The sequence below is a fragment of the Marinomonas communis genome (assembly GCF_004363305.1).
Lineage (GTDB): Bacteria > Pseudomonadota > Gammaproteobacteria > Pseudomonadales > Marinomonadaceae > Marinomonas > Marinomonas communis.
The window spans coordinates 400,655-422,036 of sequence record NZ_SNZA01000003.1 but is presented as its reverse complement, the minus strand read 5'-3'; the positions used below and the strand labels follow the sequence as shown (position 1 = coordinate 422,036).

Annotated in this window: 21 protein-coding genes; all 21 read right to left on the bottom strand. The window is 44.6% G+C overall.

The annotated features are described in order from the left end of the window. Positions 1-5 precede the first annotated feature (5 nt). The 21 genes from C8D85_RS11020 to fliG all read right to left on the bottom strand — a co-directional run bounded on the left by C8D85_RS11020 (position 6) and on the right by fliG (position 21,382). Entirely contained in the window at positions 6-386 is a 381-nt protein-coding gene (locus C8D85_RS11020; RefSeq protein WP_425324508.1) for a chemotaxis response regulator CheY, read from the bottom strand. A gap of 58 nt (positions 387-444) precedes the next feature. Beyond that, positions 445-1,164, bottom strand: a complete 720-nt coding sequence (locus C8D85_RS11015; protein WP_211342178.1) for an RNA polymerase sigma factor FliA — start codon at positions 1,162-1,164, stop codon at positions 445-447. A 116-nt stretch (positions 1,165-1,280) separates the two neighbouring features. After that, on the bottom strand, positions 1,281-2,588 hold the full coding sequence (gene flhF / locus C8D85_RS11010; RefSeq protein WP_244936998.1) for a flagellar biosynthesis GTPase FlhF: 1,308 nt from the start codon (positions 2,586-2,588) through the stop codon (positions 1,281-1,283). Between the two features lie 127 nt (positions 2,589-2,715). Then, complete coding sequence (flhA, locus tag C8D85_RS11005; protein ID WP_133562610.1) at positions 2,716-4,842, bottom strand: flagellar biosynthesis protein FlhA; 2,127 nt, start codon at positions 4,840-4,842, stop codon at positions 2,716-2,718. 23 nt (positions 4,843-4,865) lie between these two features. Further along, complete coding sequence (flhB, locus tag C8D85_RS11000) at positions 4,866-6,002, bottom strand: flagellar biosynthesis protein FlhB (RefSeq protein WP_133562608.1); 1,137 nt, start codon at positions 6,000-6,002, stop codon at positions 4,866-4,868. Then, the gene (fliR, locus tag C8D85_RS10995) at positions 5,995-6,750 is read right to left on the bottom strand and encodes a flagellar biosynthetic protein FliR (RefSeq protein WP_244936997.1); all 756 of its coding nucleotides are present in this window, start codon (positions 6,748-6,750) and stop codon (positions 5,995-5,997) included. Before fliR ends, flhB begins: the two co-directional genes overlap by 8 nt. 26 nt (positions 6,751-6,776) lie before the next feature. Beyond that, positions 6,777-7,046, bottom strand: coding sequence for a flagellar biosynthesis protein FliQ (gene fliQ, locus C8D85_RS10990; RefSeq protein WP_133562604.1), 270 nt, complete (start codon positions 7,044-7,046; stop codon positions 6,777-6,779). A 2-nt stretch (positions 7,047-7,048) separates the two neighbouring features. Next, positions 7,049-7,804, bottom strand: coding sequence for a flagellar type III secretion system pore protein FliP (fliP, locus tag C8D85_RS10985; RefSeq protein WP_133562885.1), 756 nt, complete (start codon positions 7,802-7,804; stop codon positions 7,049-7,051). Next, complete coding sequence (fliO, locus tag C8D85_RS10980; protein WP_133562602.1) at positions 7,794-8,180, bottom strand: flagellar biosynthetic protein FliO; 387 nt, start codon at positions 8,178-8,180, stop codon at positions 7,794-7,796. Before fliO ends, fliP begins: the two co-directional genes overlap by 11 nt. Before the next feature lie 8 nt (positions 8,181-8,188). After that, positions 8,189-8,653, bottom strand: coding sequence for a flagellar motor switch protein FliN (gene fliN / locus C8D85_RS10975; protein WP_133562600.1), 465 nt, complete (start codon positions 8,651-8,653; stop codon positions 8,189-8,191). Positions 8,654-8,662: 9 nt separating this feature from the next. Next, positions 8,663-9,634, bottom strand: coding sequence for a flagellar motor switch protein FliM (fliM, locus tag C8D85_RS10970; RefSeq protein ID WP_133562598.1), 972 nt, complete (start codon positions 9,632-9,634; stop codon positions 8,663-8,665). 12 nt (positions 9,635-9,646) lie between these two features. Further along, the gene (locus C8D85_RS10965; RefSeq protein WP_133562596.1) at positions 9,647-10,165 is read right to left on the bottom strand and encodes a flagellar basal body-associated FliL family protein; all 519 of its coding nucleotides are present in this window, start codon (positions 10,163-10,165) and stop codon (positions 9,647-9,649) included. Between the two features lie 95 nt (positions 10,166-10,260). Beyond that, positions 10,261-12,189, bottom strand: a complete 1,929-nt coding sequence (locus C8D85_RS10960; RefSeq protein ID WP_133562595.1) for a flagellar hook-length control protein FliK — start codon at positions 12,187-12,189, stop codon at positions 10,261-10,263. 49 nt (positions 12,190-12,238) lie between these two features. After that, positions 12,239-13,933 carry a SpoIIE family protein phosphatase gene (locus C8D85_RS10955; RefSeq protein ID WP_133562593.1) on the bottom strand — a complete coding sequence of 565 codons (1,695 nt, stop codon included), beginning with the start codon at positions 13,931-13,933 and terminating at the stop codon, positions 12,239-12,241. A gap of 18 nt (positions 13,934-13,951) precedes the next feature. Then, the gene (locus C8D85_RS10950) at positions 13,952-14,251 is read right to left on the bottom strand and encodes an STAS domain-containing protein (RefSeq protein ID WP_133562591.1); all 300 of its coding nucleotides are present in this window, start codon (positions 14,249-14,251) and stop codon (positions 13,952-13,954) included. A 38-nt stretch (positions 14,252-14,289) separates the two neighbouring features. Further along, positions 14,290-16,044 carry a hypothetical protein gene (locus tag C8D85_RS10945; RefSeq protein WP_133562589.1) on the bottom strand — a complete coding sequence of 585 codons (1,755 nt, stop codon included), beginning with the start codon at positions 16,042-16,044 and terminating at the stop codon, positions 14,290-14,292. Between the two features lies 1 nt (position 16,045). Then, positions 16,046-17,755 (bottom strand): hypothetical protein, encoded by a 1,710-nt coding sequence (locus C8D85_RS10940; protein ID WP_133562587.1) that lies wholly within the window; start codon positions 17,753-17,755, stop codon positions 16,046-16,048. Continuing rightward, on the bottom strand, positions 17,755-18,192 hold the full coding sequence (gene fliJ / locus C8D85_RS10935; protein WP_133562585.1) for a flagellar export protein FliJ: 438 nt from the start codon (positions 18,190-18,192) through the stop codon (positions 17,755-17,757). Before fliJ ends, C8D85_RS10940 begins: the two co-directional genes overlap by 1 nt. 49 nt (positions 18,193-18,241) lie before the next feature. Then, positions 18,242-19,579: a flagellar protein export ATPase FliI gene (gene fliI / locus C8D85_RS10930; RefSeq protein ID WP_133562583.1), complete on the bottom strand. Its 1,338-nt coding sequence runs from the start codon at positions 19,577-19,579 to the stop codon at positions 18,242-18,244. Positions 19,580-19,591: 12 nt separating this feature from the next. Further along, entirely contained in the window at positions 19,592-20,368 is a 777-nt protein-coding gene (locus C8D85_RS10925; protein ID WP_133562581.1) for a FliH/SctL family protein, read from the bottom strand. A 3-nt stretch (positions 20,369-20,371) separates the two neighbouring features. Beyond that, a complete protein-coding gene (gene fliG, locus C8D85_RS10920; RefSeq protein WP_133562579.1) occupies positions 20,372-21,382 on the bottom strand; it encodes a flagellar motor switch protein FliG in 1,011 nt (336 codons plus the stop codon).

Here is a 21,382-nt window from a genome sequence, read left to right as displayed (position 1 = left end):
AACCTCTACTTCGCGGAATCAATTCGTTCGAAGATCTTCTCGATTTTTTCCTTTAGTGCAACAGCAGTGAATGGTTTTACTACGTAACCATTCACACCTGCTTGCGCTGCGGCGATAATCTGATCACGCTTCGCCTCAGCTGTCACCATCAATACAGGAATCGTTTTTAGCTTCTCATCTGCTCGAACAGCACGAAGCAACTCAATTCCGGTCATCCCAGGCATATTCCAATCCGTCACCAAGAAGTCGATCGTGCCAGTTTGTAATATAGGCAGGGCAGTTGTTCCGTCATCTGCTTCGACTGTATTGGTAAACCCTAAATCCCTAAGCAGATTTTTGATGATTCGTCTCATTGTCGAGAAATCATCAACAATCAGGATTTTCATATTTTTATCCAATGCAACCTCCACAACCCTTAGGTAAAATCATTTTTATCATACTAAATTAACTCTGCCAGTCATTTAAACGAGACCTTAATCGCATCGCCGCTTGACTGTGTATTTGACTGACTCGAGATTCACTAACACCTAATACGGCACCAATTTCTTTTAAGTTTAGTTCGTCATTGTAATAGAGGGAAAGCACAAGTTTTTCGCGTTCAGGCAGTGTTTCAATCTCTTTCGCTAACTGCACCTGAAAACCAGCCTCTTCAACCATAAGATCAGGCTGACCACTCTCGCCTTCTACTTTAATATCTAGTTCGTGGCTACCATGCTCACTTTCTAACATTTCTTCATAGCTAAACAACTGGGTAGACATCGATGAATGAAGGATCTCATGATATTCGTCAATACTTATACCCATATGAGCAGCCACTTCTATATCTGTTGCTTCACGGCCACTTTCTGCTTCCACTTCTCTAATAGCAGAGGTCACAGCTCTACTGTTTCTTCTTACTGAGCGAGGTGCCCAATCGCTTTTGCGCACCTCATCCATCATAGCGCCTCGAATTCTAATCCCAGCATACGTTTCAAAAGAAGCGCCTTTGGTTGATTCAAAACGTTTATAAGCTTCGATTAACCCCATCATCCCAGCTTGAATCAAATCATCGACATCAACACTACTAGGTAATCGAGCTAATAAATGATAAGCGATTTTTTTGACTAAAAAGTCATATTTTAAAACAATCGCATCTATCGATAACGTCGCCTTTTTTGTGTACATGCTACATCCATCTATGCGTTGCAATACGCTAAATCAATAACCTGTTACCAGTAAGAGCTTAAATATAAATGTACTATATAGTTTCGCTAAGTGCTCTGCCAAATAACATAATTTTACTAACTCCCGTACTTTAGCGCTCCATAAAGCTGACCATACTGCTCAGCTGTGTAAACAGCCCTACTAATAAGGTTATGCGCCCGGGCAGGTTCGATATCATCTGGAATACGTTGTCCATCCGCTACATACATAACAGGAAGACCCTCTTCTATGACAACGCTGATTGCCTCACCTAAGGAAGCTGACTCATCCAGTTTACTCAAAACACAACCATCTAACTGAACTTGGGAGTAAACATCGACCACTGTTTTCAGTACTTGTCTTTGGCTTGTGCAAGGAAGCACTAGTAGCTTTTTAAGGTAGCCACGAGCTCGCTTCATCATAGCTAACTGCCGCTCTAGATTTCGGTCTCGCGGATTCATGCCTGCTGTATCCACTAACACAAGTGAAAAGTCAGCATATTTATCTAGCACTTCGTTTAGATCAGTAAACTCATTTACTACTTCAACTGGAACATTCAAAATACGTCCAAATGTTCTAAGCTGTTCGTGCGCTGCAATTCGATAGGTATCGGTGGTCACTAGCACTACACTGTTCGCACCATATTTAAGAACATATTGCGCAGCGATCTTACCTATCGTAGTTGTTTTGCCAACACCTGTTGGCCCCATAAATGCGATACACCCTCTAAAAGCTTCAGAGGAGGCTCGTATTGGTATACTGTCAGCTAGGTGAGAAAGTGCTTTTTTCCAATCATCTTCTCTACCAGTTAAAGACAAATCCGCGATAATTTTATCAATAACTTTTTCAGACAACCCTAAAGTTGAAAGCTGCTCTTGTAAACGTTGATTATAAGACGTTTTTTTTGCACTTGCTGAATTAGATACCTGCTCGCCTTGAGACTGTTCAAGTAGCCTACGCATCTGCTCTAATTCTTTCTCCATTGCCCGGAGCTTTTCTTCATCTGGTGAAGGGCGTGACTCCACATGCGGACGAATCGACAAATGCTCATCAATAGCAGATTCCGTGAGCTCTGACGGCTTATCCCCCATTTCCATGTAAGGATTACGCGGAGCAGGCTTAGGCTCTTCAAAAACTTCGTAAGCCTCACCCTTTTTAGGCTGCGAACCTGCACTTAAATTGCGAGCTAAATCAAGTCGCTCTTGATAGGAATCACTGGGCTTTGAGGACTCTTGACGGGATGAAAAAGAGGTCTCTTTAGGTTTGGCCGGCTGGCCCAAGGGAGTAGTTCCATCATAATCAATGGCAATAACAATCTCAACTTCCCCACTAGGAAGTCGTTTATTAGACATAATGACAGCATCAGGCCCAACGGCGTCACGTATCTTACGTATCGCTTTTTGCATGTCAGGAGCTCGAAACCGCCTATACTGCATTGAATACCAGTCCTTTAAGTCTATTTATGCATACAAATCCATAGCTTACCCGAAAGGTTTTGATAAATATAGCGCGAAAATCAAGAGCTTTCCTTTTTTACTGACCAATTACGGCCACGACCGTCACTCGCTTATTATCCGGCACTTCCTGATAGGAGAGCACTGACATCCCTACCCCACCATAACGCATAAATCGAGCTAACATTGGACGAATGGGCGCTGAAACAATAAGGATCGGCGCATTCCCCATAGCTTCCTGTTGTTCCGCATGTTCACGAAACGATTTTTGCAACTGTTCAGCCATTTGCGGCTCTAGGATTAAAGCTTCTTCGTTCTTGATGCCTGACTGCTGACTTTGCTGAACGGTCTGCATCAGCATCTTTTCTAACTGAGGGTCCAAGGTCATCACTGGCACTTCGTCCACCCCTTCCGCTAGAGACTGCATAATCATCCTAGATAATGAGCTACGCACAGCCGTTGTTAGGATCATTGGGTCTTGGGACTTTGGCTGCACCCCCATGATCGCCTCGGCGATGGTTCTCATATCTCGCAAAGGAACATTTTCTTGCAAAAGGTTCTGTAGCACTTTTAGCAGCACACTAAGTGGAACCGTGTTAGGGACCAACTCCTCTGCAAGCTTTGGATTATGCTGTTTCAACAAGCCAAGCAGCTGTTGCACCTCATCATGCCCAATCAACTCATAAGCATGCTTTTGCATCACTTGGTTAATATGCGTGGCAACGACCGTACTCACATCAACCACGGTATAGCCGTAGGTCTGCGCCTGATCTCGTTTCTTAACATCAATCCAAATGGCGTCTAGTCCAAATGAAGGGTCTTTACCTGGAATGCCATCAATTTTGCCAAACACTTGACCGGGATCGATGGCCAACTCCTTATCAGGATGCACCTCAGCCTCTGCTAAGCTCACCCCCATCAACGTAATCCGATACGCATTAGGCATGAGATCCAAGTTATCTCTTATGTGCACACTTGGCACGAGAAAACCCAATTCCTGGGAAAGCTTACGCCGCACCCCTTTAATACGCGCCAACAACTCCCCACCTTGGCTTTTATCCACCAGTGGAATTAAGCGGTAACCAACCTCTAACCCCAACATATCAACTGGAGCCACATCATCCCAACTGAGATCCTTGCTTTCCGCTGGAGGCTGAGCCGCGCTCTGATCACCCTTTTTAGCCCCTTTTGCGGCAGTTTTAGCTTTAGCCTGATTCTTCTTACGATATTCAAGGAAATATGCCAAACCAGCAATCGCTGCTGCTAAAGAAAGGAACGAGAAGTGCGGCATACCAGGAACAATACCCATAACCGTAAGAATGGCTGCAGCAATATATAAAGCTTTACTGGAGCCAAACATTTGACCGTAAATCTGCTGCCCCATATCACCTGACTCATTTACTCGAGTCACCATGATGGCAGCGGCGGTCGACAACATAAGTGATGGGATTTGAGCAACCAAGCCATCACCAATGGTTAACAATGAGTAAACTTGTACAGCCTCAACAAATGACAAACCATGTTGAGCCATACCAATGGCAAGACCACCAATGATGTTAATGCCAAGAATCATAAGCCCGGCAATGGCATCACCTTTCACAAATTTGGATGCACCATCCATAGAGCCATAGAACTCAGCCTCTGCAGCAATCTCTTCACGTCGCTGCTTAGCTTGGTCCGCATCAATCATCCCTGCATTCAAGTCTGCGTCGATGGCCATTTGTTTACCTGGCATTGCATCCAAAGTAAATCGAGCACTCACTTCAGAGATACGACCCGCACCTTTCGTTACAACAGCGAAGTTGATGATCATTAAGATGGCAAAGACAACAAAACCTACAACATAATCGCCACCAATCACCACTTCACCGAAGGCTTGAATCACCTTACCGGCGGCGTCACCACCTTCATGGCCATTGAGCAATACAACACGGGTTGAAGCAACGTTCAGCGCCAAACGCATTAAGGTTGAGATCAATAGAATGGTTGGAAATACGGCAAAATCCAACGGACGCATGGAGTAAACAGCCACCAAAAGAACCACGATGGCCAAGGCAATGTTGAACGTAAACAGGACATCCAACAAAAAAGCAGGGAGCGGCAACACCATCATGGCTAATAGAGCCAATAGGATAAATGGCACACCTAGATTGCCACTTAGTATTCCTCTGGTTTGACCAAGTATTCTCTGACGATCAAATTCCACTTATACCTCGACACATTCGAGAATCATTCTCCGTTCCATTGAAACTCTTCAGGCACATCAAAAACAGGCATTTGCTCTGGCGGTTTCTGCCCTGTTCGAGCTAAGCGCAACTGATACACATAAGCGAGCAATTGCGCAATTACTTTAAACAAACCTTCGGGGACTTCTTCGCCAATCTCCGTATGCTTATAAACCGCCCTTGTTAGTGACGGGGATTGTATCACAGGGATATCATAGTAATTGCCAATCTCTCGTATCTTTAGAGCAATGAAGTCACTGCCTTTCGCTACCATAATTGGCGCTTTACCTTTTTCTTGATCGTATTTTAAGGCTACAGAGAAGTGAGTCGGGTTAGTGATAATAACGTCCGCTTGTGGTACATCTGACATCATTCGCCGCATGGCCGCCTGACGTTGTAACTGACGAATACGGCCTTTCACCTGAGGATCACCTTCAGATTGTTTGAATTCATCTTTTACTTCTTGCTTAGTCATCTTTAATTTATCTTTGTGCTGCCAGGCCTGAAAAGGCACATCAATCGCAGCAATAATAATCAAAGACGAGGACACCAATATAAATGCCCATATCAGGATTTCTAACGTGTGCTTAAGGGCTGTGCCAGTAGTCTCAAACGTTAATCCAGTTAAACTCGGCAAGTAATTCATCAATACAGCAGTGGCAGCAGCTCCGACCAACGCCACCTTCAGAATAGACTTCAACAACTCCACCAAAGACTGCATTGAAAACATTCTCTTCAATCCAGCAATGGGGTTCATTTTTGAAAGTTTGGGAGCAACCGCCTGCCAAGAGAAGTTAAAACCACCTAAGGCAACACTTCCGACAATGCCTGCGATCGAGACAATCGTCATAAATACTGTCAACGAGTCAACCATTGCCATCACCGAAACATATAAATGGTGAATCATTAGGGCAATATCAAAAAGATCTTCACGTGCGATGGCAAAGTTAAACGCATACAAACGCATCAAATCTTCGACGATAAGCATGCCGACCATATACATCGCAACGGCTGCAACCACAAGTAAAACTGCGCTACTCAAGTCACGAGATCTGGGAACATTACCTTTCTCACGCGCCTCTTGTAGCTTTTTGGTACTGGCGTCTTCGGTTTTTTCTGTACCGTCTTCGTTCTCAGCCATCCGCCCGAATCCCCCACGTGTCCTGAAGCCAAGTGGTCATTTCTTGGAAAAATAAGCGATAAATATCCAGAAAGTCTTGCAGCATAATCCAGATAAAAAGGAGCGAGAAAAGCATTATGATCGGGAAACCTAGAGCAAAAACGTTTAACTGAGCGGAAGCCTTTGCTACCACGCCAAACGATAGGTTCATAATCAAAGTCGCAACCGCCAGCGGTAACACCACCAGCAATGCCTTCTCAAATAGCCAACCACCTAACTGCAATATATCCCAATAGCGCTGACTATCAAACCCACTTCCTATTGGCCAATATTCAAAGCTTTCCGCAAGATATTCAATCATGACCAAATGCCCATTCGTACCGAGAAAGGCAATCCCAGCCATGGTCATATAGTATTGACCGATTGTTGCCACTGAAACACCATTAGCTGGGTCATTCGACATCGCAAAACCAAGACCCGCCTTCATTGCCGCAAGCTGACCAGCCAGAGAAAAGATTTGAAACAGCACTGTCACCACAAACCCTAGCACAATACCGATAATCAACTGCTCTGCGATCAGGAGCACAAAAGCCGGCGAAAACGGATCATACTGTGGCATAGGCACTAAGGGAGTGATGATAATGGCAAGCACAAATGCAAACAGCAGCCGCACTCTTGTACTGACCAACTGACTTCCAAAAAGCGGTAGAGCCATCAGAAAGGCACCAATTCTAAAGAAAGGAAGCAGGAAGCTTATCGTCAGAGCCATCAGCTCGTCCGTATTAAAAGCTAACATTAGCCAATCAACATCGGGATATCGACGAACAGTTGATTAAAGAAGTCCGTCAGAGTTGTAAGAAGCCAAGGGCCTAAGTGCATTATGGCAAAGATAGTAACGATTAAACGCGGCAAAAAAGACAGCGTCTGCTCGTTAATTTGCGTGGCAGCTTGAAAGATACTGACAATCAAACCAACCACAAGACTTGGGACCATCACGGCGGACACCATCACAACGATCAAGTAAAAGCCTTGCCCATATAAACCAAGAACTACTTGAGGGTCCATTATTAAATCCCGAAACTAGCAGCTAATGTCCCCATGATCATAGACCAACCGTCCACCATCACAAACAACATTATTTTGAAAGGTAATGAAATGATAATAGGAGAAAGCATCATCATACCCATTGCCATTAAGACACTGGCCACCACCATATCCACAATTAGGAAGGGTATAAACAGCATAAAACCGATTTGAAATGCGGTTTTCAATTCACTGGTAACAAATGCAGGCATTAAAATTGTGAATGGCAACGTTTCCAGTGAATCGATTTGACCTTCTTTTCCAGCCAGCTTTACATATAAAGCCACATCGTCTTCACGAGTCTGAGCCAACATAAACTCTCTAACCGGTTGTGCCGCTGCTTCAACAGCCTGCAGAGAGGTCATTTCATTATTAAGATAAGGTTGTAACGCCAGTTCATTTACCTTATCAAGAGTTGGCGTCATGATAAAAAGTGTTAGAAACAAAGCCATACCAAGCAGAATCTGATTGGAAGGGGATTGCTGCAAACCAATTGCTTGGCGCAGTATCGACAACACGATAATAATACGTGTGAACGATGTCATCATGATGAGTGCCGCTGGGAGCAGCGTCAACGCCGTCATCATGAAGAGAATCTGTAACGTCACCGTGTATTCCTGACTGCCATCAGGATTTGTTGTCACAGTCACTGCAGGCAAACCAGGCTCAGCATTTACAATGGCTGGCAAGCAACTAAATATCAGAAAAAAGAAAGAAAAAATTAGACGCTTATTTATCATCGGATAACTGTTCACTCATCAATTCCGCGAATTGATCGCCTCGATTATCAAACTCTCTTAAACAAGTAATCGAGTTCGATGTTGCGCCTATCAATAAACGCTTTCCTTGCACTTCAATTAACAACAATCGTTCTTTAGTTCCGATGGATTGAGAAGCAATAACTTGAATTTCGGACTTAGAAAATTTGTGCTGTAGCCCTTGCAGTCTTTTAAGACCAAATATAACCAAGGGAATCAGCACAATCAGAAATGCCAAAGCAAAGAACAAACGCCAGATTGATGAAGCATCTGCCATTTGCAAGCCGCCCTCATAGGGAGATGCGGCACTGTGCAATGAAATAATACTGCCGCTGATCAGGAGAAATAATTGAAGCATCGCTCTCTCTATTTCAAGCGCTTTATACGTTCACTAGGGCTAACCACATCGGTTAAACGAATACCGTATTTATCGTTTACGACAACCACCTCACCATGAGCGATCAAGGTGCCATTTACAAGCACATCAAGTGGCTCACCAGCAAAACGGTCCAGCTCAACTACAGACCCTTGTGTCAGCTGCAAAAGGTTACGAATAGCGATTTCTGTATTACCAAGCTCCATGGATAAAGTCACTGGTATATCCATGATCAAGTCCATATCTGAACTCAAAACACCACCTGTAGAGGAGCCCAACTGGTCTAATTCAACAGGCTTAACGTCCTGCTCAGACATAGCAGCCGCCCACTCGTCATCTAATCCTTCACCAGACTCTCCAGACTCGCTTTCCCCCGCTTCGGACATGGCTGCAGCCCACTCGTCCGCTAAATCTTCATCCATGCCTTCTGCATCTGGATTTGTTTCTTCTGCCATACTTCTGACCTAACTCTTCGTAGTTTTACAACTTTCTATCATTTCAACCGCATACCGGCCATTGCTGACCCCCAACTTGCCCTTAAATGTTGGCACATTGTTAGCCCTTACTGTCACCAGTTCAGGCATTTCAATAGGTAAAATATCACCAGCCTTGAACTTCATAACATCACCAAGGCGCACTTTCTTATTCAGTACATTGACTTGCAGCTTTACGTCTAATTCACGGACATCCTGCTCTAGAGATTTGCCCCAACGCTCATCCTTCTCGTCCACATCACTTTGCACACCCGCATCGAGCAACTCTCGCACAGGCTCGATCATAGAATATGGCAAGGTAATATGAAGCTCTCCACCGCCACCATCTAGTTCAATGTGGAATGTCGACACCACTACAACTTCGCTAGGGCTTACGATGTTAGCCATCGCAGGGTTTACTTCAGAGCTGATGTACTCCAAATCGACTTTAAGCACAGGTGCCCAAGCTTCTGTTAAGTCGACGAAGACTTGCTCAAGCATCAACTGAACTATACGAATTTCTGTAGGTGTAAATTCACGCCCCTCAATCTTGGCGTGACGACCGTCACCACCAAAGAAGTTATCCACCAACTTAAATACTAATTTCGCATCCAGAATAAACAAAGCAGTGCTTCGCAAAGGACGAAATTTGACTAAGTTAAGGCTGGTTGGAACATATAAGGTATGAACGTACTCCCCGAATTTCATTATCTGAAGTCCGCCGGAGGAAACATCTGCGGTACGTCGCAGCAAATTAAAGAGACTAATACGTGTATAACGAGCAAAACGCTCATTAATCATTTCCAACGTGGGCATTCGCCCACGCACAATCCTTTCTTGGCTGGTAATATCATACGAGGAAATGCCGCCTGCGTCGGCATTATCGTCCGCATCAGGCTTATCATCGGCACCATGCAAGAGTGCATCAATTTCGTCCTGAGATAAGAGATCTTGTGCAGCCATATGAACAACCTTTTACTGCATCACAAAGTTAGTAAACAACACATCTTCAATGCCACCTAACCCTGTTTCTTGAGTTAATATATTGTTCACCGTCTCAACTGCTGCAAGCTTCAGAGCCTGTTTACCTTCAATCGTCTGCAATTCATCAAAAGATTGGCTTGAGAACAAAAGAACTAGGCTATTACGAATCAAAGGCATATGAATTTTCACTGCGTCAATTTGCCCTTGATCACGAGACTTCAGTGTCATATTTAATTGCAAATAGCGCTGCTTACCAGACACCATAAAATCTACGACAAATGCTTGGTCTAAATCTAGGTAAATAGCAGGACCTTCCGTTTGCACCATTTCTTCAACAGCAACCTCTTCACCCTCTGCAGCTTCAGAGTCATCACCGCCCATTAAAAAGAAGAAAGCCGCTGCACCACCACCGCCCAGTACTAACAATGCAACCACAATGATGATGATAAGTTTTTTCTTGCCGCCTTTTTTCCCTTCTTCAGCGCCAACATCTAATTCATCGTCTGCCATATACAACCCTTGTTCATGCAAATTAAACCAATCACATTCATAAAATGTGTGAATCACACTATTCTACAAAGATTATAGTGAATCACCATGGTTTTCTATGCGTAATAATCAATACCTTGCTCAGCAGGCGCAACATACGTCACATTATCAAGATCCTCATCGAGGCCATCCGAATCGGAAACAAGGCCCGAATCGGATTGGGTTCCACCTGATTCATGATCGGAATTGTTAGAACCAAATGCTTGCCCATTACCTTGCGATACCTCAACATCAACTGAGTCCAGTTCCAGACCTTGCTGCTGTAACATATCCCTCAGCCTCTGCATTTGACCTTCGAGAGCATCTTTCGCTTGCGCTGAGCTAGCAACGAAGCTTACGTGAGTATTAGAATCCTGATCTACAGACACCTTGACAGCTAAACTCCCCAGTTCAGGCGGGTCCAATTGTATATGAGCCACTTTAAACCCTTCTTTTGCCACCCAAGCAACCTTTGTTGCCATCTCATTTGGAAAAGCTTGCGCATCTGGCATCGACTGCATTGTTAATTGAGCCGCTAGCGAATCATTTCTTGCTGCTGTAGTACTAGCTACCGTAGAGAAAAGGCTGGAATTTAGTTGCCCTTGCTGAGACACGCTACCAAGGCTGGACAAGATCTGTTCGAAGCTTTTTTTATCTCCCAGCAAATTATCTATATTTTTGCTAATCAAGCCATCCTCTGTATCGACTTGAATAAGCTCACCCTCAACCTGAACAAGAGCTCCGCTTTCAAGCTTAGCATCCGATGATAATGACTGAGAAAGGGGTGCATTGGTATTCGTGCTTGCAGCAGCCCCTTGTTTAGACATTTGCTCCATCATCAGACGTAGATTTTCGGTTGCTCGCTCAAGGCCTGAGGCACTTGCGTCACGGGCAGTGGTATTTGAGCTGGGCACACTAGGGGCAGCGCTCAAATCACTTTCTTTAGTCACATTGGTGACGGTACTCCCAGCAACCACATTCGCAATTGATGTATCCTTTTGCCCGGCCGTAATGGCGGAATCAATATCATCCTTTACAACAACCGAATGATCATGTTGACCCGCTATAACTTGAGCCTGACCCTCTTCCCCTTTTTGAATGCTAACGCTCTCTCCGCCCGTTACAGCACTAGCTTCTGCTGAAGCGTCACCTTTTTGTTGAGTATTCAAGGAAGTAGACTCTACTTCAGATAGCGGCTTGCCACTTTCTTTTAGTTGCCCTTGTTCTGTGAATTCAGATAAGGTATCTACTTTCTCAACCTTATCGGCATCCATATTTTCGGAGTCACCAGCAGCGATTTGCTCATCGCTGTCATCAGAGAATGGTAGGCTTTGCTTATCGGGTTCCTCAGCAGATTCTAGTGAAGAAGTTTCCTCCACTTTTTCCACATCCAATTCATTCTCAACGGGTCTAGATTGCCCTGAATCACTTTGAGTTTTTACACCAGCTTGACTCGCCAATTCGGACTGCTCAACACGATCATCATCAACAGTCATCTGATCTAGACTGTTCAGCACTTTTTCATTTTCTGCTTGATTTAAGTTAGCGGCGGGTTCGACATCCTCTAAACTCTGTTCTTTCGAAAGGTTCTCCCCTGCAAGGTCTTGCCTATCCAACTGCTCAACATTGCCGCCAGACACCTCTTCATCGTCAGTGACTACATCTTTTTCAGATTCCCCCTTAATATACTCAGAAGCTGTTTGAGGTGATGTCGGAGCACTTTCACTCGCTTCACTATCTGCTACAGCATCAACAGCAGCAACAGCTTCCACCAGCTCATCTCCTTCAGCTGGCAATGACTCAGATTGATTAGATGATTGATTGGATTGAGTTTTCTCAGATGGTGCGGAGGCTGCAGTCGACTTGGCTTCTTGCTGGTCTTCGTAAACAGTTTTTTGAAATGTAGAAGCAAAGCTACCTTCGCTCTCATTAGAAGAACCAGCCAAAGGTTTGGATTGTTTCACAGATGCCGTGACCGGCGACATTAAGTGTGAGCTAGTAATCATAGGCAATCTCCAATCGTGCTAATTAGAATTAGCAAATTAGAGGCCAAGTCTACCAACAATACTGTACGGAAATTTTTGAACCATTTTCAGACAGTTCAACGCTCTTGCACATCTGATGGATCAAACTCAGACCTCTATTGAAGGGACGCTCATGATCAAAATCATCAAAGTCAATTACAGAGATATCATAGCCATCACCACTGTCTGACATGGTAAGACATAAACAACCTCCTTGATTCATCGCACTAACTTTGACGTCGATTTTTAACCACCCTTCTGTTAACTGCTGCAGTTTGGATTCTCTAGACGAGTAATACTCAGCAAAACCTTCAACGGTCGTTTTAAGTTTCGAGTCTAGCTTTAAGATTCCGTGCTCTAAGGCATTAGAATACATTTCAGAGAGAATCATAAAAACTTCACTTGAGCGCTTACTCAACTCAGGCACGGTCGTTAAGATCTGTAATAGGTAAGGCAAAGGATCCGTATTCTTTAACGACTCAGCATTTAACTCATAACTAAAAGCAAAATCTGCGGGGGCATCAAGCCTCTTTTCCAAATTCGCTGATTTGGACTGCAGACTACCATCTTGCGCGAGTGATAAATTGATCCCTAAAACCGAAATATCATCATGAGGGTTCTTGAGTATTCCCTCATCATGCAGCATTTTCTCCAACCACTCGAACTGCTGCGTTGACACCTCACCCGCATACAAAGGATCTAAAGCACTGTTGTATTGAATTTTGTTTTCTTTGGTACGAGCCTCATAGACACCATCCGTGAATGCCACAAGATAATCCCCACTTTCATAGGTCAATAACTCAATATTCGCTTCAAACTCATGTTCATTCAAAATCCCTAACGGCAGTGAGTCAGAGCGGATCATTCGTGGAAGTTTCTCATCAGCAGAAAAATAGAGTAAGTCAGGTAATCCTGCATTCCATACAGCGATGGTTCTGTTGTGGGCATTTATGTCTATAAAAGCCGCGGCACAAAACATATTTGGGGGCAAAATGTTGTGAAGGCGCTTATTAATTTCAGGAAGGATCTGTCGCATAACAAACCCTTTTTCGGTCCATTCGAAGAAAATATCTGCCAGTGGTAACGCTCCAATCGCGGCTGACAAACCATGTCCAGTAAAGTCCCCCAATAATACGTGCATACCGCCATTTGGCTTGTAGGCAGCCAAAATCACATCGCCATTAAAAATATGGCTACCATGGTGTAATGTTCTCAGGGCGGGATCAGACAAACAGTTTGAATGGGTAATTCTCTCATAAACCAATTTAGCTACTTCTTGGTCATGCACCATTTGCTGATTAAGCAGAGACAGTTCATCACGCTGCTCTGACAGCATATTCTGCATCACTAATAAACGCGCGATGGCATTCAGCTTTGCTGATACGAGAGTGGGGTTGTAGGGTTTTGAGATAAAGTCGGTTGCTCCGACTTCGAGACATTTTTGCAGAACTTCAGGATCAGAAACTCCAGACAAAAAGACAATGGGAATCATCTTTTCTTGGGCAATGTTTTGAATCTCTAAGGCTGCTTCCCAACCATCCTTACGTGGCATCTTGATATCAAGACAAACGAGCTGAATGGTGTTGGGATCGAACTTGTCTACAGCATCCTGACCATCCACTGCTGTCGCCACTAGATGACCTAACTGACCCAGCATCGTTTCAAGCAACATTCTGTCAGAAGGATTATCGTCCGCCACTAAGATTTTGAGTTTTTGATCCTTCATTGCCGAGTCCTAATATATTTAGTGGAAAGTAAACAAGCGCTCGAATCGTGCCATTTTCAGCGCACTACTAACAAAGTCTGAGGCTCCTTGTATAGTTACCTTACCGCCATCACCACCTGCATGATCCCTGAGCAAGAGCAACATACCTAGCGCAGAGCTATCAATATAGCTGACTTCTGTGAGATCTATTACAAACTCGGTTCCTTTGGAGTATTGTCCGAAACATTCACGAAACTCCTGCTGACAGGAGTAATCAAAACGACCTTTAATGGTTAACATTGCAATCGATTTGGCGTCGTCAAACTGGTTGATGATCATAACGCTAGCCTCACTACCCTAGTGGTTCTCAATTAAAGCTATAACGACTTATGAGTTAGAGGAAGGCCCTCGTTAATCGTAGAAGACAAAAGATCAAGCTTAGTCTGAACATGGTTTAAGTGACGCATTAAGTCCGACTCGCTGCTTTTGATATGCTCTAACCTCAGTTCTTTCGGCAGAGGTTTGGACTCAACAATCGAAACAAGAACCGTATCAATATCATGCGCCAGATCTATCACACTATGTTCAACCACACTGACATCTGTTGATTCTGTATGGACAATACTTAGCAAATTGAGCACTGCTTCTTTGGTGTCTTGTAAGCCACCATTTACCGTCGCAACCCAAGTACCCTGTGCCGCCTGCCATTCAAGCAGCTGCTGTAAATAAGCCTCATACAGCTCAAAGCGGTATTCAATTTGCTCTCTAACTTTTAGGAAGTCGTTCTTACTATTCTCTACATCAGATCGAAGTTTCTGCTGATAAATCTCAACAGTGTCAGATTCGATCGAGGTAGATTTTAGGTTAGCATTCAACCACTCTAACAACTGTTGCAGTTTAGTAACCTTGAGATATTGTTTGTCATCGTCTTGCACTAATTGGCTTGCAGCGTCCAAAAATGCCGCTACATCTTGACGAATTTTCTCCAATTTACCTGAGAAACTATAGTAAGGAGAGGCGTCATCAAGGATGCGTATGGGGGCGTCCCAGACATCCTGAGCCATCAGACTCAAAGAAGCTTCTAGAATTTTCAGCTCTGTTCGAGGCACAACTTTTGTCAGCTCTAATAAAAAGCCAACCACCTCACCGTCTAGTGTTATTTCAGAACCGCGGACTTCATAAGCATCTTTACCCAGTAATATTGGCGAACTTTCTTGACTACCAATGAAGGCATCAGAAATCACTTCTCCATCCAAAGAGGACAAATACTCATCAACACCTAAGATTTCAGAGAGAGTAGCAGGTTCTAGAACCCATAATTCAGAAAAGCCCGCACTCGTTGCAATCACTTCATTTGACGAGTTCAGCACCAGCTTGTGCGATAGAGATTCACTGAGTGCAAGCTTATAAATCTGGCCAAGACGATCCCCCTCACGCCTTTCGGTTTGTGATAAATGAATATACGCATTCAAATATCGAGCAAATTCTCCAAATTCATCATTGCGCACAACGGGGACAGGGATTTTGTTACCAACTTGAGCTTTATCTATTTGAGCATGAAAAAACTGGATAGCCTCTCTGCGGTCAGAAAGCACCCTTCTCCATCCCCAAATCAAGTACCCCATCAGTAACAGAAAAGCAGCACTAAAAGCAGTCAACATAGGAGTAGAGATCATCATCCCCGCATCTAAATGAGAACTTCGCTCACGCGCTACAGCCCTAACTTGAGAGAGTCGACTGCTGGCTAACTGGGCTTGCTCCTCTAAGCTATAACGTGAAATCGTCACCGGAGCATAAGGCAGATTATCTAATGTTGGGAGCAGATCTTTTAGCCGCTGGGCTAACTCTGCTTCCCGCAGTATGAGATTGGAAATTTCATCTCGACTACTCTGTTTCCTGTCCACCACTAGCGACTGCCAGCCCAACTCAATTTCATAACTAGAAAGCGCCACATCATTGAGCTGATGCACCAGCTTAACATTCATTGCTTGTTGTTGATTTAAGAAGTAGTAACTACCAAACAGTAAACCAGCGAACAATAGGACAAAGACAATGGCATACTGCATTACCCAATCAGAAAATCGAATCCGTCGTTTATCAAAAGCAGTATGAACTGAATGAGAAGTCTGCATGCTACGTTAATATCTCTAATAGCTGAGTTTGAAGTATATAAGTATGCCTTTGATCAAGCAAAAACCACCCCTGCTTAATGAAGTCTATCGTAATACTTTGCGTTCCTTCGACACTAGACAAGGTAAATTGATCTCCTTCAACTAGAGTATGAAGCTCATTTTGATTCAAACTATAACGCCCACGAAAAGCAAAAAACACGCCCTTAGAAGACACAATAATCACCATATCATCAGCTCTGCGAGCACTTTCAGGGGGTTCAATAAGAGGCACTGTATGACCACTGTGATAGATAAAGCAATCCATCAATCTTGTTAATGACTGAACAGGTACAAGCCCAACCACCATGTCCGAATACAGTTCCACACCACAAGAAGGCATTAACTCGAAATACACTGGCTTGCGGCTTTTCGTTTGATGAAATAACGAAGAATAAGTATGACGCTGAACACCACTTACATGAACGTTTGAGGATGGCCTTGCTGGCTCAACTAGGAACTCACCACGAATATTCCATACGTTCTGTATTCCCGATGGTAAACAGCTTGAGCGCAATACCACCGCATACTCTCTCACCATTTCATCATACAGTATCGGGGTCAACTCTTGGCTATTTGCCCCTCGTAACAACACATAACTGACGGTCTCCTGATCTAGTGGCTGGCTATTCCACCCACCCTGCTCATACCACCAACCAAGAGCTGAACCCGGGGCTAATTGTCCATCGGTTTCCACTTTGAAGATCGGCACCACATATTGCTGGTCTCTGTATGACAAGCGATACACAGGAATAACCGACTCAGATAACAACAGCACTTTTTGTACTGCCCCAACTTGATCGTGTAGGAAGACACGCCCACCATACAAGTCAAAACCAACCACAGAGGAAGGCGGCTCGGAATTCAGTAAGACATTTAAATGTGTTGCACTGGCAGGCTCACACAAGTTATCCAAAGATTGAGAGAACTGACTCCGCACCTGCTCTTGTAAAGACTTATAAAACCGCAAAAAAGAAGTGCTTTTGCGCCATACCTCTCTTTCTGACGCCAACAAGTGTAACCAATCAATCCAATAGTTTTCGCTGTTTGCAGGCAGAGACAAAGAGCCTTGCTCGTTCTCTTGGGCACTTTCCCAACCAAAGCTTGGTAAACGCGCCTGCAAATCACTAAGTGATAAACCTGTTTCCAGACTCACTCGCAGGTGCAAGGTATCTTGGTGAGCACGGGAGTCAACATGATTGTCAGCACGATCAATGACCCAATAGCCAAGGTCTGATAACTGGGTCAAATACTGAAACCCATCGGAGATTGCTCCCTGGTAAAAACCGTAGAACGATTGAACCGTTTGCTCTTGGCTCTTTTCTTGGCGAATTAACTCCGCATGAATTCTTTGTAATAACCCTAAATCTTCACTTTCCTGGAAGCCTTGGATTCGTATCCACTGGGAGCGCAGTTCCGTTGTCCAAGCCAGTAATAGACTGCGTTGAGTAGGCTCTAAAAAACGCCCTTGCTCAAGCAACCGATCCATTAAGTGACAGACTTCTTCAATATAACGAGACATGTCCCTGTCTGATACTTGACCAAGCAAAGCTTTAAGCAAAGTTTCCAGCGTTCTGTGCGCTTTAAGAGGGTAACTTTGTAACGCCAATATCGCGCCTTCAATCTCAAAAAGCGTTCCGTTAGCAGTACTTGAAGGCAACATTGAGCTCTGCATTACGAACGCATCCTCTCAAAAAAAGCTCTATTAGCAAACTCATCAATTTGCTTCTGCTCTTGTTTGCTTTCGATATTAAGCTCTTCACGAACACTTTTGTCTTTAAGCCAATCCATTCCTTTGGTTTTAGCTCGAGCGTTCTGCCAACGTTTCATTGACATCGTAACTTGCTGCTGGGAACGCTTAACTTGCTGATCTTGCTGCTGAATAGCCTGCTGAAGACGGTTAACGAAATGCTGATAGTTAGTCGTTAGGTAAGGGGAGAGACCGAGCAAATTGCGTTCTTGATCATATTGGGCCGCATAATCCTTAAGCTCCTGAAGCTTTTGCTGGTCATGCTGTAAACGAGCTTGATCCTTCGCCAATGCCTTGGCAACTTCATCTTCTTTGCGTTGGGAAAGATTAACCAATACTTGCATGCGCTCAGATTTTTTCATGCGAATCCCTCAGAGTTCACTTGATATTAGCGGCTTAACAATAGACCGTCTACTTTGCCGGCACTGAAGTCATTGCCTTTACTAGCGCTTCAAGACTTTGATCAAGGGTAAAACTTTCTGTTAAAGACTGGCGCAAGAAATCATTGATTGCAGGAATCAGCGTAATGGCTTGATCCAACTCAGGGTCAGTACCTTTGGTGTAGGCACCCACAGCAATCAGGTCTCTATTTTGCTGGTAGCGAGAATAAAGCTGCTTAACGCGCATCGCACCCTGTAAATGCGGCTCCGTTACTATGTGTGGCATAGCCCTAGAAATAGAGGCTTCGACATCAATCGCAGGATAATGCCCCTCTTCGGCTAATCGCCTCGAGAGAACAATATGACCATCGAGGATGGCACGAGAAGCGTCTGCAATGGGATCTTGCTGGTCATCCCCCTCTGTTAACACCGTATAAAACGCTGTCACAGAGCCCCCTCCTTCCTTACCATTACCAGCGCGTTCCACGAGCCAAGGTAACTTAGAGAATACTGAAGGCGGATAACCTTTCGTAGCTGGTGGCTCACCAACCGACAGGGCTATCTCACGTTGGGCTTGAGCATATCGCGTTAAAGAATCCATTAGCAGCAACACGTTCTTACCTTGGTCACGATAGTATTCCGCAATTCGCGACGTTAATACCGCGGCACGCAGACGCATTAAAGCTGAGTCATCAGCCGGTGACGCAACAACTACCGAGCGAGCTAGACCTTCCTCGCCTAAAATTTGCTCAATAAACTCTTTTACCTCTCGTCCCCGCTCACCAATCAGGCCGACAATAGTAATGTCTGCTTCAGTAAAGCGAGTCATCATCCCCAGCAGCATACTCTTGCCGACACCACTACCAGCAAACAAGCCTAGTCGCTGTCCTTTACCGACGGTTAATAAAGCATTAATAGCCTTAATACCAACATCCAATGTTTCACTGATTGGTTTGCGCTGCAGAGGGTTAATAATATCCCCCTGAAGGCTGACGGATTCCTCTGCTTTAATTGGCCCTTTACCATCAAGCGGTCTGCCTAAGCCATTTACAACACGACCTAGTAAGCCTGGACCAACTGGCATTTGACTGTCTTCTTTGAGTGGGCGGACTCGTGCGCCAGGTGAAATACCATCAATGGCTTCGGTTGGCATTAGATAAGTCAAATCGCCTGTAAAACCAACTACTTCGGATTCTACCCAACGGTTTTTGCCCACCTGCACCGCACAACGGTCTCCTAGCGCTGCCACACAACCTACAGCCTCCATCGTTAGACCCACCATACGCGTCACCTTACCCTCAATATTTATAGAGTATTGTGGCAAAGGCTGACTTTGAAGGCGGCTCAGACGATCTAAAAGAGTTGGCATAACAGCACTTTATTAGGAAGGATCTAGTGATTTAAGCACATCAGTCAAGCGTGACTCAATGGTGCCATCAACGTAAAATGCGTGGGAATCTAAGATAAAGCCACCCTCTATAAGAGAAGAGTCGGGCTTTATTTTTAAGGTTAATCTCTGATCTAGCGCAAGCGCTTGTGCTGCTTCAACGCTGTCAGGATGCACTTTCAATACTGCTCTACCCTCTTGTTCACCAAGGGTATTTAATACTTTCTCAAGCTCACTTGTCAGCAAGGCATCACTGGATTCGCTAAGCTCTCGCTTAATAACATGTTCAACAATGCGTTTCGTAGCGGACTGCAGCAAATACTCAAGCTGATCTCTTGAACTTTCTAGGGGCCGTTCAAATTCATTTAGAGCACTGGTAAGGAGTTGCTCTATATCACCCAATCGAGACTCAGCTAACGCGATGCCTTCTTGTAAGGCTTTCTCGGTTCCTTCCGCTACTCCCTGATCTAACCCTTGCTGAAAACCCTCCTCATACCCTTTAAGCGAGCCCTCTTCATGACCAGCCTTTAGACCCTCTTCATGTCCTTGGGCATAACCTTCTTCGTAAGCAGCCGAGCGTATCTCTTCTAGCTGCTGCGCAGTTAGAGGCTCGTAGACTAGAGAGTCTTCATCAATTTCTTCACTGACTTCAACAGCATCATCAGTTTTAACCGCAAGCGCTTGAGAGCTTTGCTTCGCATTTGCAGCAGCTTCTAGCTGAGGCAGCTCCCAGCGCTCATAGGCAGTAAGCTTTTTTTCATTATCAGACATTTACTAAACCATTGCCTCACCGCCACCACCGAGAACAATTTCACCGTTATCAGCCAAGCGACGAGCAATAGCCAAGATTTCTTTCTGAGCAACTTCCACTTCACTGACCCTAACAGGCCCTTTTGCCTCAAGGTCATCTTTCAACATATCAGCCGCACGTGAAGACATATTCTTGTAGACCTTCTCCTGCATGTCTGGATCCGCCCCTTTGAGAGCAAGAATAAGCGTCTCAGACTCCACCTCTCGAAGAATCGCCTGAATGCCACGGTCATCCACTTCTAACAAGTTATCGAAGACGAACATCAAGTCTTGAATACTGCTAGCTAGATCTTCGTCCACATCACGAATAGATTCCATCAACTCCGCTTCCACTGAACTATCAATAAAGTTCATGATATTCGCAGCTGTACGAACACCACCAATAGAAGTAGATTTCGTTGAGTTATTTCCAGAGAATTGACGCTCAAGGATGTTATTCAATTCTTGCAAAGCGGCTGGCTGAACCGTTTCAAGTGATGCCACACGCAATACGATATCTAAGCGTACACGCTCATCAAAGTTAGCCAAGATATCAGCAGCCTGATCGGGGTCAAGATAAGAAATAACGATTGCTTGTATCTGCGGGTGCTCATAGCGGATAACATCCGCCACAGCACGTGGTTCCATCCATTTCAGTGTGTCCAAGCCTGTGGTATTACCACCTAGTAGAATTCGATCAATTAGGCTACCAGCTTTCTCTTCACCTAGCGCCTCTTTAAGCATATTACGGATATAACCGTCAGCACCTAAACCAAGTCCAGTTTGATCGCCTACTAAAATCAGGAACTCATCCAAGACCTTTTCAACTTGATGACGCTGAACGTTGGCCAATTGCGCCATCGCTTGACCAATGCGCTGAACTTCTTTCGGTCCCATGTGCTTTAGAATTTGAGCGGCATCGGACTCGCCTAAAGACATAAGCAAAACCGCTGCTTTTTGTATGGAGCTCATGTCCCCAGCTGCTGCTTCACTCAT

Excerpts from the sequence above, each read along its gene's own strand:
- fliI (WP_133562583.1), bottom strand. The coding sequence starts at position 19,579 with ATGCCAACTCTTTTAGATCGTCTGAGCCGCCTTCAAAGTCAGCCTTTG.
- C8D85_RS10940 (WP_133562587.1), bottom strand. The coding sequence starts at position 17,755 with ATGCAGAGCTCAATGTTGCCTTCAAGTACTGCTAACGGAACGCTTTTT.
- fliG (WP_133562579.1), bottom strand. The coding sequence starts at position 21,382 with ATGAGTGAAGCAGCAGCTGGGGACATGAGCTCCATACAAAAAGCAGCG.
- fliO (WP_133562602.1), bottom strand. The coding sequence starts at position 8,180 with ATGCTTCAATTATTTCTCCTGATCAGCGGCAGTATTATTTCATTGCAC.
- C8D85_RS10950 (WP_133562591.1), bottom strand. The coding sequence starts at position 14,251 with ATGATCATCAACCAGTTTGACGACGCCAAATCGATTGCAATGTTAACC.
- fliJ (WP_133562585.1), bottom strand. The coding sequence starts at position 18,192 with ATGAAAAAATCTGAGCGCATGCAAGTATTGGTTAATCTTTCCCAACGC.
- C8D85_RS10965 (WP_133562596.1), bottom strand. The coding sequence starts at position 10,165 with ATGGCAGACGATGAATTAGATGTTGGCGCTGAAGAAGGGAAAAAAGGC.
- fliN (WP_133562600.1), bottom strand. The coding sequence starts at position 8,653 with ATGGCAGAAGAAACAAATCCAGATGCAGAAGGCATGGATGAAGATTTA.
- C8D85_RS10955 (WP_133562593.1), bottom strand. The coding sequence starts at position 13,933 with ATGAAGGATCAAAAACTCAAAATCTTAGTGGCGGACGATAATCCTTCT.
- fliM (WP_133562598.1), bottom strand. The coding sequence starts at position 9,634 with ATGGCTGCACAAGATCTCTTATCTCAGGACGAAATTGATGCACTCTTG.
- C8D85_RS10960 (WP_133562595.1), bottom strand. The coding sequence starts at position 12,189 with ATGATTACTAGCTCACACTTAATGTCGCCGGTCACGGCATCTGTGAAA.
- C8D85_RS11015 (WP_211342178.1), bottom strand. The coding sequence starts at position 1,164 with ATGTACACAAAAAAGGCGACGTTATCGATAGATGCGATTGTTTTAAAA.
- fliQ (WP_133562604.1), bottom strand. The coding sequence starts at position 7,046 with ATGGACCCTCAAGTAGTTCTTGGTTTATATGGGCAAGGCTTTTACTTG.
- C8D85_RS10925 (WP_133562581.1), bottom strand. The coding sequence starts at position 20,368 with ATGTCTGATAATGAAAAAAAGCTTACTGCCTATGAGCGCTGGGAGCTG.
- fliR (WP_244936997.1), bottom strand. The coding sequence starts at position 6,750 with ATGGCTCTGACGATAAGCTTCCTGCTTCCTTTCTTTAGAATTGGTGCC.
- fliP (WP_133562885.1), bottom strand. The coding sequence starts at position 7,804 with ATGATAAATAAGCGTCTAATTTTTTCTTTCTTTTTTCTGATATTTAGT.
- flhF (WP_244936998.1), bottom strand. The coding sequence starts at position 2,588 with ATGCAAAAAGCGATACGTAAGATACGTGACGCCGTTGGGCCTGATGCT.
- flhB (WP_133562608.1), bottom strand. The coding sequence starts at position 6,002 with ATGGCTGAGAACGAAGACGGTACAGAAAAAACCGAAGACGCCAGTACC.
- C8D85_RS11020 (WP_425324508.1), bottom strand. The coding sequence starts at position 386 with ATGAAAATCCTGATTGTTGATGATTTCTCGACAATGAGACGAATCATC.
- C8D85_RS10945 (WP_133562589.1), bottom strand. The coding sequence starts at position 16,044 with ATGCAGACTTCTCATTCAGTTCATACTGCTTTTGATAAACGACGGATT.